The sequence below is a fragment of the Mesorhizobium sp. ISC15 genome (genome assembly GCF_037162615.1).
GTDB lineage: Bacteria > Pseudomonadota > Alphaproteobacteria > Rhizobiales > Rhizobiaceae > Mesorhizobium > Mesorhizobium mediterraneum.
On sequence record NZ_JAVSPX010000001.1, the window covers coordinates 1,261,394 to 1,274,692 of the forward strand.

13 protein-coding genes are annotated in these 13,299 nt (G+C 63.4%); 7 read left to right on the forward strand and 6 right to left on the reverse strand.

The window, feature by feature from the left end; translation table 11 throughout:
- The first annotated feature begins 89 nt into the window (after positions 1 to 89).
- From RPG13_RS06315 to RPG13_RS06325, 3 genes are all read left to right on the forward strand, one after another.
- Entirely contained in the window at positions 90 to 1,067 is a 978-nt protein-coding gene (locus tag RPG13_RS06315; RefSeq protein ID WP_337124632.1) for a threonine ammonia-lyase, read from the forward strand.
- Between the two features lie 93 nt (positions 1,068 to 1,160).
- Positions 1,161 to 1,814 (forward strand): glutathione S-transferase family protein, encoded by a 654-nt coding sequence (locus RPG13_RS06320; protein ID WP_337124634.1) that lies wholly within the window; start codon positions 1,161 to 1,163, stop codon positions 1,812 to 1,814.
- 143 nt (positions 1,815 to 1,957) lie between these two features.
- Positions 1,958 to 3,628: an FAD-dependent oxidoreductase gene (locus RPG13_RS06325; protein ID WP_337124636.1), complete on the forward strand. Its 1,671-nt coding sequence runs from the start codon at positions 1,958 to 1,960 to the stop codon at positions 3,626 to 3,628.
- Positions 3,629 to 3,638: 10 nt separating this feature from the next.
- Here RPG13_RS06325 and RPG13_RS06330 read toward each other — a convergent pair whose 3' ends face one another.
- From RPG13_RS06330 to RPG13_RS06345, 4 genes are read right to left on the reverse strand one after another with little or no spacing between them, the layout of a single operon-like run.
- Positions 3,639 to 4,775, reverse strand: coding sequence for an ABC transporter permease (locus RPG13_RS06330; RefSeq protein WP_095485096.1), 1,137 nt, complete (start codon positions 4,773 to 4,775; stop codon positions 3,639 to 3,641).
- An 8-nt stretch (positions 4,776 to 4,783) separates the two neighbouring features.
- On the reverse strand, positions 4,784 to 5,704 hold the full coding sequence (locus RPG13_RS06335) for an ABC transporter ATP-binding protein (RefSeq protein WP_127205151.1): 921 nt from the start codon (positions 5,702 to 5,704) through the stop codon (positions 4,784 to 4,786).
- Complete coding sequence (locus RPG13_RS06340) at positions 5,701 to 6,654, reverse strand: HlyD family secretion protein (RefSeq protein ID WP_127205152.1); 954 nt, start codon at positions 6,652 to 6,654, stop codon at positions 5,701 to 5,703. The genes RPG13_RS06335 and RPG13_RS06340 overlap by 4 nt, the downstream gene beginning before the upstream one ends.
- Positions 6,651 to 7,346 carry a CerR family C-terminal domain-containing protein gene (locus RPG13_RS06345; RefSeq protein ID WP_337124638.1) on the reverse strand — a complete coding sequence of 232 codons (696 nt, stop codon included), beginning with the start codon at positions 7,344 to 7,346 and terminating at the stop codon, positions 6,651 to 6,653. Before RPG13_RS06345 ends, RPG13_RS06340 begins: the two co-directional genes overlap by 4 nt.
- 90 nt (positions 7,347 to 7,436) lie before the next feature.
- Here RPG13_RS06345 and RPG13_RS06350 point away from each other — a divergent pair, with 90 nt between their 5' ends.
- From RPG13_RS06350 to RPG13_RS06360, 3 genes are all read left to right on the forward strand, one after another.
- Positions 7,437 to 7,910 carry a CYTH domain-containing protein gene (locus RPG13_RS06350; RefSeq protein ID WP_337124639.1) on the forward strand — a complete coding sequence of 158 codons (474 nt, stop codon included), beginning with the start codon at positions 7,437 to 7,439 and terminating at the stop codon, positions 7,908 to 7,910.
- Positions 7,907 to 8,854, forward strand: coding sequence for a CHAD domain-containing protein (locus RPG13_RS06355; RefSeq protein ID WP_337124640.1), 948 nt, complete (start codon positions 7,907 to 7,909; stop codon positions 8,852 to 8,854). The genes RPG13_RS06350 and RPG13_RS06355 overlap by 4 nt, the downstream gene beginning before the upstream one ends.
- 61 nt (positions 8,855 to 8,915) lie before the next feature.
- A complete protein-coding gene (locus RPG13_RS06360) occupies positions 8,916 to 9,743 on the forward strand; it encodes a lipo-like protein (protein ID WP_127295509.1) in 828 nt (275 codons plus the stop codon).
- Between the two features lie 84 nt (positions 9,744 to 9,827).
- Here RPG13_RS06360 and RPG13_RS06365 read toward each other — a convergent pair whose 3' ends face one another.
- Both RPG13_RS06365 and RPG13_RS06370 read right to left on the reverse strand, forming a co-directional pair.
- Positions 9,828 to 11,204 carry an adenylate/guanylate cyclase domain-containing protein gene (locus RPG13_RS06365; protein ID WP_337124641.1) on the reverse strand — a complete coding sequence of 459 codons (1,377 nt, stop codon included), beginning with the start codon at positions 11,202 to 11,204 and terminating at the stop codon, positions 9,828 to 9,830.
- A gap of 275 nt (positions 11,205 to 11,479) precedes the next feature.
- The gene (locus RPG13_RS06370; protein WP_337124642.1) at positions 11,480 to 12,280 is read right to left on the reverse strand and encodes a helix-turn-helix domain-containing protein; all 801 of its coding nucleotides are present in this window, start codon (positions 12,278 to 12,280) and stop codon (positions 11,480 to 11,482) included.
- Between the two features lie 114 nt (positions 12,281 to 12,394).
- Here RPG13_RS06370 and RPG13_RS06375 point away from each other — a divergent pair, with 114 nt between their 5' ends.
- Complete coding sequence (locus RPG13_RS06375) at positions 12,395 to 13,255, forward strand: SMP-30/gluconolactonase/LRE family protein (protein ID WP_337124643.1); 861 nt, start codon at positions 12,395 to 12,397, stop codon at positions 13,253 to 13,255.
- The last annotated feature ends 44 nt before the right edge of the window (positions 13,256 to 13,299 follow it).

Sequence of the window (13,299 nt, forward strand, 5' to 3'; positions counted from 1 at the left end):
CGACGAATTGTGTCGGTCACATCTTTTCAGTGGTGCGCGGCCCTGCTTTCCGTGCACCATGGGCGATCTCACTTCCGCAGGACCTCGCCATGACCACGCCTCCCGGCATCGCCGATATCCACGCCGCAGCAATGCGATTGTCCGGCCTGATCGTCGAAACGCCGCTGATCGAATCGCCTGAGCTGAACAAGCGCTTCGGTGCCAGGATCCTGTTCAAGCCGGAGACGCTGCAGCGCACCGGCTCGTTCAAGTTCCGCGGCGCCTACAACAAACTGTCTTCGCTCACCGAGGAAGAACGCAGCCGTGGCGTCGTCGCCTTCTCGTCGGGCAACCACGCGCAAGGTGTCGCCGCGTCGGCGGCGATGTTCGGGGTCAAGGCGGTCATCGCCATGCCCACTGACGCCCCGGCAATGAAGGTCGGAAATGTCAGGAAAATGGGAGCGGAAGTGGTTCCGTTCGACCGTTTCCGCGATGACCGCATGACGGTGGTTCGCCCTTATATGGACCGGGGCATGGTCCTGGTCCCGCCGTTCGACGATCCGGCCATCATCGCCGGCCAGGGCACGATCGGCCTCGAGCTGATGGCGCAGGCGAAAGCGCTCGGCGTGAGTCTCGACGCGATCGTCATTCCCTGCGGCGGCGGCGGCTTGAGCAGCGGCATCTCCATCGCGGTCAAGGATGCATCACCAGATACGGCCGTCTGGGCGGTGGAACCCGAGCATTTCGACGACACCTGTCGTTCGTTGGCCAAAGGTGCTCGGGTTTCGATCGAACCCGGCCACACGTCGATCTGCGACGCGCTCCTCACCGCCGAGCCGGGCGCGATGACCTTCGAGATCAACCGCAGGAATCTCGCCGGCGGCATTGCCGTTTCCGACAAGGCAGCGGCACAGGCGATGCGCGACGCCATGGCCCACCTCAAGCTGGTGGTCGAGCCTGGCGGCAGCGTCGGGCTGGCCGCGCTATCGTCGGGCGAGATCGAGCTATCAGGCAAATGCGTTGCCGTGGTGCTGTCCGGCGGCAATGTCGATTTCGCCACCTATGCGGAGATCATGGCGGCGGCTTAGGTGGCGACCAGTTCCGGGCCACGCGGCCGGTTAAAGGTGTCAAAGCGTCCCCTACGTGTCCAATCGAACCGTACCATTCAAGGACAGACAGGAATGAAACTGTTCTTCAGCCGCAATCCCAATCCTCGCCTCGCGGTCGCGGTGGCACGCTATCTCAACGCAAAGGTCGAGTTTGAATTCGCCTCCCCCTTCGCTCCCGGCCAGGCCGAGCGATTTCGCCCGCTAAATCCCAATCTTTCATTGCCCATACTTGTAGGCTCGGGAAAAAGCCTCTGGGAGGCCGACGCCATAGCTTGCCGGCTATCACGCGACGCGCATTCGGATCTCTGGCGCACCGGCGACGACGAACCCGAGATGATCCGATGGCTCAGTTGGGGGAAGGAGAACTTCGCAAGAGCTTGCGACGTCGTGCATTTCGAACGCGGGACCAAACAGCGATATGGGCTCGGCCCGATCGATCAGGGCCGGGTTGAGGAGGGCCTGAGAGACTTCCGCACTGCCGCTGCAACACTCGAGGCCGCGCTTTCGGAGCGAGAATGGCTGGTCGAGAATTCGGTTTCCTACGCCGACTTTCGAATGGCGACGTTTCTGCCCTTCAACGATGTCGCCAGATTGCCGCTCGCCGACTATCCGTCTGTCGGCCGTTGGTATCGTCAGTTTGAAGGAATCGACGCCTGGCGCGATCCTTTCAAAGGGCTGGATGCGCCTGAATTGCCGCCGGTACCGGCTCAGGCCAAGCCGGCATGAAACTCGACCCGAATGGTCATGCCTATCGGCACAACCCGACGCGCTTCAAGCGCGCTGTTTCACAACCTATCCGCCAAGGCGAGACTCCGCTTTTTTGTTGATCAAAGCGGAAAAACAACGCTAATTGGCTCCCGCGAGGGACCATGCTGACAGTTGATGAAGTGGGAGCGATCCCGTTGTTTTCGGGGTTGCCGGCGGGCGAGCTGGAGCGGCTGGCGCGGACGGCGGCCGACCTTCATCTCGGCCCCGGAGAGTTCGCGGTTCATGAGGGCGGAGAGGCCGCGCTGTTTGCGGTTCTCGCCGGCAAGATCGAAGTCGTGAAGACCTTCGACGGCGTCGAGCGGACACTCGGCTGGCGGCTGCCGGGAACGATATTCGGTGAGGTGCCGATTGCCTTGGGCTCGGGTTTTCCGGGCGGGTATCGCGCCACTGAGCCGTCCCGCGTCATGCGGCTCGAGGTCCAGCAATATTATTCCATCGCGGCGGTTTCAAAGGACGTGGCCCAGAAGGTCAGCGCGCTTGCGCGCGAGCGGATGGGCGGGCTGCAGAGCATCACCGCCGAGCCGCAGAAGCCGCGCGTGACACTGGTCGGCCATCGCTGGGACACGGCGTGCGGGGAGCTGCGCCGGTTTCTGGCCCGCAACCAGATCTCATTCACTTGGGTGTTGCCCGACACATCGGATGCCGAGGCCTTCTGGTCCGCCACGGGCAGGCCGGCTCTCGATGGTCCCGTTGCCCGGCTGGCGGACGGAGAGATCATGGAAAGTCCGGCCGTGCGCGATCTTGCCATTCGCCTCGGGTTGCAGACGCGCCCGCGCGGCGCCGAGTACGATGTGGCGATCATCGGTGGCGGCCCGGCCGGCCTTGCCGCCGCGGTCTACGGCGCATCCGAGGGGCTGCGCACGATCGTCGTCGAGCGCGAGGCGCCTGGCGGACAGGCGGGGACATCGTCACGGATCGAGAACTATCTCGGCTTTCCCAGCGGAATTTCCGGCGATGAACTGGCCAGTCGCGCGCTGCAGCAAGCAAGACGGCTGGGCGCCGAAATCCTGGTCACCCGCTCCGTCGCCGGCATCGATCCGACCACGCACGATCTGTTTCTCGACGGCACCGATGTCGTGCGGGCGCGCAGCCTCATCCTTGCAACAGGCGTGACATGGCGTCGTCTCGGCATCGACGGGTTCGATCGGCTTATCGGCAAGGGCGTCTATTATGGAGCCGCGCGCAGCGAGGCAAGCACCACCCATGGACTGGACGTCTTCCTGATCGGCGCCGGCAACTCGGCCGGCCAGGCAGCACTGCATTTTTCGGGCCATGCGCGCAGCGTGACACTTCTCGTGCGCGGCCCGTCCCTTGCAGACAGCATGTCTCACTATCTGATCGAGCAGCTCAGGGCGAAATCGAACGTAAAAGTCCAGCTTCGATCCGAAGTCCAGGCCGTGCACGGCGAGACTCACCTGACGGCGATCGATATTCTCGACAAAGCCAGCAACGAGGTGAGCCGGCACGATTGCGGCGGGCTGTTCGTTTTCATCGGCGCCAACGCCGAGACCGAGTGGCTGCCGGCCGATGTCGTGCGCGATGCCCGCGGATACGTGCTGACCGGGGACGATGTGAAGAAGGCCGGTGGCTGGTCGCACGACCGCGATCCCTATCTGCTCGAAACCAGTGCGCCCGGAATCTTTGCCTGCGGCGACGTACGCTTGAGTCCTGTCAAGCGGGTTGCGTCAGCGGTCGGAGAAGGGAGCATGGCGATCGCGTTCGTTCACCAGTATCTGGCGAATGAAGAGAAGGCCAAACGCGGCCAAAGCTAGGCCACAGGCCTTAGTCTAGCGTTCGGCGGAACCGCACCAGCGCCACGCCGGCGAAGAGCGCCACGAACCCGACGAGCCAGCCGATCTCGGTTGCGACCGCCGGCAGTTCGGCGCCCTTCAGCATCACCGCGCGGATGATGCGCAGGAAATGCGTCAACGGCAGGATCTCGCCGAAGATCTGCGCCCAGCCGGGCATGCCGCGATAGGGGAACATGAAGCCCGACAACAGGATCGACGGCAGAAAGAAGAAGAAGGTGAGCTGCAGCGCCTGCATCTGGGTGCGCGCCATCGTCGAAATGGTGTAGCCGAGCAGCACCAGCGCCAACACGAAGACCAGGACCGCCGCAAGCAGCAGTGACAACGACCCGGTGAAGGGAACGCCAAACAAAAGCTTGGCTGCCGCCAACACCACCACCACTTGCACGGCGCCGACCACCAGATAGGGCAGCACCTTGCCCAGCATGATTTCAAGCGGGCTGGACGGCATCGCCAGGAGATTCTCCATCGTGCCGCGCTCGGTCTCGCGCGTCAGCGCGATCGAGGTCATCATCACCATTGTCATTTGCAGGATGACGCCAAGCAGGCCGGGCACGATGTTGTATTGCGAGATGCCTTCCGGATTGTAGCGCCGGTGCACCACCACCTCGAGCTGGCCCCGGGCAGCTTCGGCGGCCGTTTCCTGCATGCCGCGTGCCCTGAGCAGCGCCTGGTTGGCGACCGTGCCGAGCGTCGAGATGGCGCCGCTGGCGACGGCTGGGTCGGTGGCGTCCGCTTCGATCAGGATCTGCGGGCTGTCGCCGCGCTCGACCCGCCTGGCAAAATCGGCGGGGATGGTGACGACGAAGGCGACGTCGCCGCGCGCCATCAGGAATTCCGCCTCGGCGGCACTTTGCGCGACATGGTCGAAGCGGTAGTAGCCGGTGGTCTGCAGCGCCGAAACCATGGCCCGCGTGTAAGGATCGCTGCTCATCGCCACCAGGGCTGCCGGCAGGCTCTTCGGATCGTTGTTAATGGCATAGCCGAACAGCACCAGCTGCATCAGCGGCACGCCCAGCATCATGGCGAAGGTGATGCGGTCGCGCCGCATCTGGATGAACTCCTTGATCAGCAGCGCGCCGAGCCTGGCGAAGGAAAAGACGCTGTTTATCCCATTTTTCATCCCATGTTGTCCTTCGAGCCGGACATGAACTGGATGAACACATCCTCCAGGCTGGTCTCGCCCGGCGTCACCGTCACGCCCTTGTGCTCTTTCTCGACATCGGCCAGTGCTGCTTCCAGTTCCTTCTTGTCGGAACCGACGACATGCAGCGTCGCGCCGAATGGCGCTACCTGGTCGACGCCGGGGCGGCCGCCGAGTGCGGCAGCAACCTGATCAAGCCGTGGGCCTTGCACGACGAAGGTCGTTAGCCCGGCATTCCTGACCACCTCCTCGACCGTGCCTGACGCCAGCATCTTGCCATACGAGATGTAGCTGATGCGGTGGCAGCGCTCGGCCTCGTCCATGTAGTGGGTGGAGACCAGCACGGTCAGGCCGCCGCTGGCCAGCCGATGGATCTCGTCCCAGAATTCACGCCTGGCTTTCGGATCGACGCCCGCCGTCGGCTCGTCGAGCAGCAGCAATCTGGGCTTGTGCATGATGCAGGCGGCCAATGCCAGCCGCTGCTTCCAGCCGCCGGACAGCGTGCCGGCCAACTGGTCCTTGCGCGAGGTCAGGCCGAGCTCCTCTAGCGTCTTAGCCACATGCTCGTCGAGCGGCTTCAACCCATAGAGCCGCGCCACGAATTCGAGATTCTCGGCGATGGTCAGATCCTCGTAGAACGAGAATTTCTGCGTCATATAGCCGACTTCGCGCTTGATCCTTAGACTGTCGGTGCGGATGTCGAAGCCGAGCACCGTGCCGTCGCCCTCATCCGGCGTCAGCAGCCCGCACATGATGCGGATGGTCGTCGTCTTGCCCGAGCCGTTCGGGCCGAGGAAGCCGACGATCTCGCCTTCGGCCACCGTCATCGTCACATGGTCGACGACCGTCTTGTCGCCGAAGCGCTTGACCAGGCCGTGAACGTCGATGACGTTCATTTGCCGATGTCCGCCAGATCGACATCGACGATCTGCCCCGGCTGCAGGGCGCTGGCGTCGCCCTCCGGCCGCGCCTCGACCAGGTAGACCAGCTTCTGCCGGGTCTCCAGTGAATAGATCACTGGTGGCGTGAACTCCGGGTCCGGCGACACGTATCTGACGCGAGCCTTCACGTCCGGCCCGCAGCCATCGCAATGGACATTAAGCAGCGTACCGACTTTCACCGACGAGAACGCACTTTCCGGCACATAGACGCTGAGCTTCACCGCGCCGTCCGGCAGCATCGAAATGACCGGCGCGGTCGGGCCGGCCGTATCACCGGGGTTGCGGATCACGTCGTTGACGCGGCCGGGCGACGGCGCCGCCAGCACGCGCTTCGAAAGCCGCCATCGCGCCTGCTCGAGCGCCGATTGCGCCTGACTGACCTGATTGTCGGCGGCCTTGATCGTCTCGGGCCGTGCCGGCAGGCCGCCAACGGCGAGATTGGCTTCCGCCTGGCCGACCTGAGCGTTGGCTGTCTCCAGCGTGGCCGAGGCGGTATCAAAATCGGCCTGCGTGCCGGTGCCGCGTTTGAACAGATCGCTGGCGCGGGTGTATCTGCGTTTGGCGTCGGCGGCTTGCGCCCTGGCCATGTCGACCTGCGCCTTGAGCACCTCAATCTCTTCCGGCCGCTTGCCCACCTGCAGGTCGGCAAGTTGCGCCTGGGCCTGGGCAAGCGCCGCCTCGGCTTGCGCGACGGCTATTCTTGCGTCGGCGCTTTCAAGCGTCACCACCGGCGTGCCCGGCGCGACGCGGTCGCCGCGCTTGACCGAAATCGTCTCGACCTGCGCCACCTCGATCGGCGCGAGCAGCACGTAGTCGCCCTCGACATAGCCGACGGCGAGCGGCGCGGCCGGTGCGCAGGCGCTGAAAAGCAGGGCGGCGAGCGGCAGAGAACAAAGAAAACTCATGACCTACGATCCTTCCGGGCGGCCAATATGGCCCCAAGGTTATCCGTCACCGCCGCTGCGATCTTAGCGGCCTCGGCGTCGCCGATCGCGCGCCAGCCCATGCGGCGCATCACCGCCTCGCGGCCGATGCGGAAATAGACGACCTGGCCGATCAGCGTGAACACGGTGAGCCGGGTAGCCTCACTCTCGGCGGGCTCCCCCGTCGCCTGTTCCCAGATCAGGCACAGCCGGCGATGCGCCGGTTCGAACACACCGTCATAGATACGGTCGAGCGCGGCGGTTGGATGGGACAGCTCGCGCAGGACGAACTGCACGATCTCGCCGGCTTCCGGCCTTGCCGCGATGAAGGCCACCATCCGCTCCAGTGCGACGAATAAATGTGCCCGCGCTGCCTCGGGATCGGCCATTGCCGCCGCGGGCGCTTGCAGATTGCCGATCGCCTGGCCGGCTATGGTCTGGATGGTGTCGACGATATAGTCGGCCGCGGCGTTGCGGAGCCCTTCCTTGCCGCCGAAATGATAGGCGATCGAGCCGATATTGGCCTTGGCCTCAGCCGCGATCTCGCGCGTCGACGTGCCGTCGAAACCCTGGCGTCCGAACAGTTTCAGCGCCGCGCGTACAAGTGCCGTGCGCGTCATGTCGGCGGGGGAAGCCTCGCGCGGCGGAGTTTTGGCGTTTGTCGATTTGCTCATGATAAACGATTTAATCAATCGAATGATTAAAGTCAACCCGGCCCATCGCCGCCTTGCCATCTCTAGCCGCAAGCGCTTTAGTGTGAAGCCATGGTCAAGGAAATCGAGCGCAAGTTCCTGGTCTCCGGCAATGAGTGGCGGGATCTGGTCGAAGCGGATATCTGCATTCGCCAGTTCTATCTCGCCGCCGCATCCGGCCGCTCGGTGCGCGTGCGCATCAGCGACGGCGCCTCGGCAAAGCTGACGCTCAAATTCGGCAGCAAGGCCCGCGAACGCGACGAATTCGAATATCCAATCCCTCTGGCGGAGGCGGAAGAGATGCTGGCCTTCGCCATCGGACGTGTCATCGAGAAGACACGCCACCATGTTAGGCATCGCGGCCATCTCTATGAAGTCGATGTCTTCGGCGGGATGCTTAGTGGTCTGGTGGTCGCCGAGCTCGAGACGCCTGAGAACGTGCCGGACGAAATGCTGCCAGATTGGCTCGGCCGTGAAGTCACCGGCGAGCAGAGGTTCTACAACGCGTCGCTCGCCCTCGAGGGGATTCCGGAGATCGCCGCATGAGCTATCGCATCAATCCGCGCCTGCCGTTGACCGGCGAGGTTAGGCGCATCCTCGCCGAGGAGATCGGCAAGGCGCTGGTCCATCTGGACATGGCGCGCGACAGGCCGGAACAGGGGCTGCACAAATGCCGCAAGCGGCTGAAGAACGCTCGCGCCTTGCTGCGCCTGGTCCGTTCCGGAGACGAAACATTTTGCGTGACCGAGAATCAGTGTTACCGCGACGTTGCAGCCCTGCTTGCCGGTCCGCGCGAGGCGACCGCGCTGGTTGAAACAATCGACCGGCTGGCAGCAAGCTTTCCCGAACAGAGCGCGGGTGGCGGTCTCGATGCCGTTCGCGAGACGCTCGTCGCGCGCCAGCACGAACTGCATGGTGGAGCAGGCCTCGACGCTGCAATAGGCGCGGCGATTGCGGCTTGCGAGGAGGGCATCAGCCGGATCGACATATTGGTCTTGCCCGACCAGCCCGAACAGGCCGCCGATGTGCTTGCCGACGGCGCCCGCATCACCCTGCGCCGCGCCAGAAAGGCGCTGGACAAGGCTGGCTCGCGCGGCGAGGCCGATGATTTCCACGATCTGCGCAAGGCGGCAAAGACCCACGGCATGCATCTGTCGCTGCTCGGAAGACTGTGGCCGACGCCGATCAAGGCCCGGCGCAAGGCGGTCGACGAACTCGGCGAAAGACTGGGCGAATTGCATGATGTGTTCGTCATGCGTGAACTTCTCGATGCCGACGACCGGCCGCTCGGCTCTCCTCAAGAAACACGGCTCCTGAGCAAGCTGTTGAAGCGCTCGGAGAAAAGCCTGAAGAAGACCTGTCTCGCCGTCGCAGCCGGTCTGTTCGGCGACAGCCCCAGGCGCTCGACAAGGAAACTTGCGCGCAAAGCGCGCGACGATCTGGCCGCCGCGCCGCGCGAAGACGCCAGCGCGCCCGGCGCCGCCGGCTGACGCAGTCCTTCGGTTCGGGATCATGGTCTGGGCCGCCGGCCTGTGGTAATCGCCGTCTGGCATGATCGAGACCGGTGACACGCTTCTGGACCGACTTGGCCGCTGGCTTGCCGGCCGGCTGCAGGAGGAATCGTCCGGCTACGAGCCTTACACGCCGTCCGATGCCGAAACGCTGCGCCGAACGCTCGAGCCCGGCGACATCCTGCTCATCGAGGGCAACCAGAAGATCTCGGCGGCGATCAAATACCTGACCCAGTCGACCTGGTCGCATGCAGCCTTCTATGTCGGCGATGCCTTGCCTGAACCGGCGGACGGATCGGAGCGGCGCCGTCTGATCGAGGTCACCCTTGGCGATGGCTGCATCGCCGTGCCGCTGTCGCGCTACCGGACTTATAACACGCGCATCTGCCGGGCGAGCGGTCTGGCGCCGGAAGATCGCGACGAGGTCGTTGCCTTCATGATCGGCAAGCTCGGCCTCAGATACGATCTCAAGAACATCTTCGACATGCTGCGCTACTTCTTCCCGACACCGCCGGTGCCGGTGCGCTGGCGCCGCCGCATGCTGGCTTTCGGTTCCGGCGACCCGACCCGGGCCATCTGCTCCTCGCTGATCGCCGAGGCCTATGGCCAGATCCGCTATCCGATCCTGCCCGAGATCACCCGGGCGCCCGGCCGTGCCTCGGCCCAGTCGAACTATTCGCGCAAGGAAATCCTGCACATCCGCCACCACTCGCTCTACACGCCGCGCGATTTCGACCTGTCGCCCTTCTTCCGCATCGTCAAACCGACGCTGGAATATGGTTTCGACTACCGGGCGGTGACCTGGGAGGACAAGGCAGGCACAGACGCCGCAGCCGCGAAGGCTGGAGCAATCACCTCAGGCACGTGATGGCTTTTGGCCTGGGTCAGGACATACCCCTATGGCGCGGCCGCTATCCGGCCGAGGTGCAGGCGTTTCACATGGCGGCCTATATCACGCCGAGACCGCAACAGCGCCCTGGTTTTCGGCTTTGTGTTCGACCCAAACATGGACCGGTTCGTCCCGGCCGCGGATGCTCACCGGTCCATGATCGCGCGCATTCAACTGTGTCGTGGGCGATTCCGCCTGCGCGGCCTCAATCAGTCGTGACCCAAAGCAAATATTCGCCTGAAGCTCACGGCAGAGCGCTTGCAAACGGCTGGCGACGTTGACGGTGTCGCCCACCACCGCGAAGGACAGATTGCGCTCGCTGCCGACCGCGCCGATGACGACTGCGCCATATTGTGCACCGATCCGAACGTCCAGCGGCGGGTATCCCCTGGACACCCGCTGCACATTCCAGTCTTTGAGAGCGGCGATCATCGCTTCAGCGCACTGGATGGCCCGAGTCGCGTCGTCGTGGCTGGCTTGCGGAACCCCGAATGTCGCCATGATGCAATCGCCGATATAGTTATCGACTGTGCCATGGTGGTCGAAAACGACCTGCTCCATGCGACGGTGGAACTGACGCAGAAGTTCGAACACTGCTTCGGCCGGATGATCCTCGGAATAGTGTGTGAAGCCGACGATGTCGGCGAACAGCACCGCGATATCCTGCCGGCGGACTGGGCCGAAGGGCTCGTCATCCGTGGCGAGCTGGTCGACGACATTGGGCGAAAAATGCCGGGCGAGATTGGCGCGGGCGCGCTCTGCCTTGACATAGTCTTCCGACAGATGTCGGGAACGAGAGACGACCAGCGCCATGATCGCGCCGATAATCAGCACAACCAACACGTTGGTCGCCTGCGCGAATGTATCGACGAAATTGGGATTGAGATAGAGGTTCAGTCGCTCTGTCATCGGCAGCGAATAGAGGTTCGTCGCCGGAATGACGGTTCCCGCATGAAAAATCACCCACCCCACCCCGATCGCCCACGTCAAGGCCGCGAGCGCGCCGAGATAGAGCGCCAATCGTGTCGAAAGGGTCAGCGCGCCAAGGCATACGAAAATCAGCAGGAATTTGAAGCTGCCCTCGCGCAGTTGCATCGCGGCCGGCGCGACCTCCAGGGAAAACGGGTTGGGCGTTACCAGCAGAACGGTCAGCAGAATGATGTCCAGCGTACCCACGAGGTAACCGATCCACCATGGCGCGTTGCGACGGCGCGCAAAGAGAAACTGGATCAGGCCGACGAGCTGGAACAGCACGAGGCCCGCCAGCACGAAGAGCAGCGAGGCATCCCAGCGGCTGATCGATGAAAAGAAGCAGGAGATCACGGCGAGCGATGCCGTACGCGCCCAGAACTGCAATGCAGCACCCTGGCGTTCTGCGCGCTCCCGCAAATTTTTCAGGCGCGAATAGCGGCGAAGTTCAAGTGTTGGCGCCGTCGGCATAGGATCACTTCGATTTCACGGGGACGTGTCACGCATTCGGCAAACCCGCCCTCTACTGGCAAATCAGTGCGCGAACTCTACCATGAATGTGGTTTCATTTTTGAAGCGCGGCTGCAAAGAGTAAAAAGTGTCCGGACAAAAGATCATCGTGGAAACTGAAGCAGGACAGGCGGAGGCTTCCCAGTTCAGGTCACCAAAAATGGTGGCAGTCGGCGCCGCCGGAGTGGTGCGCGACGAGCCGCCAGGTACAATCCTGCTCGGGATGATTGGCTGTGTCAGGCCGGCAAAGCACGGCGTCCCTTTGCAGGAGCGACGGGCCGGTCGGACGCCCCGGCATCTCGCGGGTGCGGCCCGATCGGCATGATCGCCGGGAACGGCGTCGCGCCAAAGGCAAACGTCCATTTGTAACCGGCGAGCCCGTCTTCGGGCGTCGTGTGCTGATCGTGATGGGCAAGCAATTTGACGCGTTCCGCCAGCTCCTCCGCCTCACGCTTCACCATTTCCGCCGTCTCCGGCCGCATCCGCCTGGAGAAGCTGACGAAGGTCGCCTCCCGCTCCAGATGCGTGATCGCCCAGCCGATAAAATTCTTGTTGGTCATCTCGAACAGCGGCCTGAGCGGCCCTTCGAAATTCCACTGGATCGGCGTCTCGACCAGCAACCTGGCCGACAGGCCGCGGCCAAGCGCGACCAGGCCCAGCTCCTCGAGGTCACGCAGATAGAGGAACATCGAGGCCTCGCTCAACGCTTGTGAGCGCATGATGCCTTCGGGCGTGAATTTCTCGGAGAGCATGACGAAGATGAACAGCAGCGCCGGCCGGCTGGCGAGCTTGCGCTCGATGTCCGACGCGATGTGGTTGGCCGGCCCCGGTCCCCTGTTCAGAGAGCCGAGCACGTTTTCCAGTTCCACGCCGGCAGCGGCGCAAATCTCCACCAGCCGGTCGAGCTTGCAGTTGCGCTCGTGGAAAATTCGCTTCACCGTCGGCTCGGAAACGCCCATGCGCTCGGCAAGCACGCGATAGGTGACGCCCTTTGCCTTGAGCGTCCGCTTCAGCGCCTCGAAGATCAGGCCATTCATGCGATGCACCTCTTTTGGGTGGTTTCGTATCGATCCTCGATACTAGCTGCAATCGTTCTTCCCGAAAAGTATCAAGAACCCTAGTTCTCCGCCATCACTACAGGAGAACCAGCCATGAAAACCCTGATCACCTCGACACTTCTCGCCATCATCGGCATCGCCATCGTGCCTGCCGCTCGGGCCGGTGAAATCTGGCGCGCCACTGGCCTCGAACAGCCGGAATCGGCGTTCTTCGACGCTGCCGGCAAGCGCATCATCGTCTCCAATATCGTCGGCAATCCCGGCGAAGCTGACGGCAATGGCTACCTGTCAATCCTGTCCCTGGACGGCAAGATGGTTGCTCAGCATTGGACCGACGGCATGGACGCGCCGAAGGGCATGGTCATATCCGGCGGCAAGCTATATGTCGCTGACATCACGAAAATCCGCGTCGTCAATCTCGAAAACGGCAAGCTCGTGTCGACCATCGATGTGCCGAATACCGTCTTTCTCAACGACATGACCACCGACGCTTCCGGCAAAATCTACGTCACCGACATGCTGGCCGACGCGATCTACCGCCTCGACGACGGCGGGCAGGAACTGTTCGTCAGGGATGCGGCACTTGCGTCGCCAAATGGTATCTTCGCCGATGGTGGCCGGCTGATCGTCGCGTCCTGGGGCAAGGGCATCAAGCCGGATTTCAGCACCGCGGAACCGGGCGGCCTGCTTTCGGTCGATCTCGCCACCAGGACAGTTTCGCACCTGCCCGGCGCGCAAAAATTTGCCAACCTCGACGGTGTCATTGTCGTCGGCGACAGCGTCTACGCCACCGCCTACATGGCCGGCAGGCTCTACCGTTACAAGGCCGGCGGCAAGCCTGAGGCAGTCGCGACTTTCAAGCCGGGCAGCGCCGACATCGGCACCGACGGCAAGTCGACCATCTATGTGCCGCAGATGAACGAGGGCGAAGTCGCGGCGCTCTCCCTCGACTGAGCTTCCGCAGCGATTGACCGCCGACCGGCTATTCCGGTCGGCGG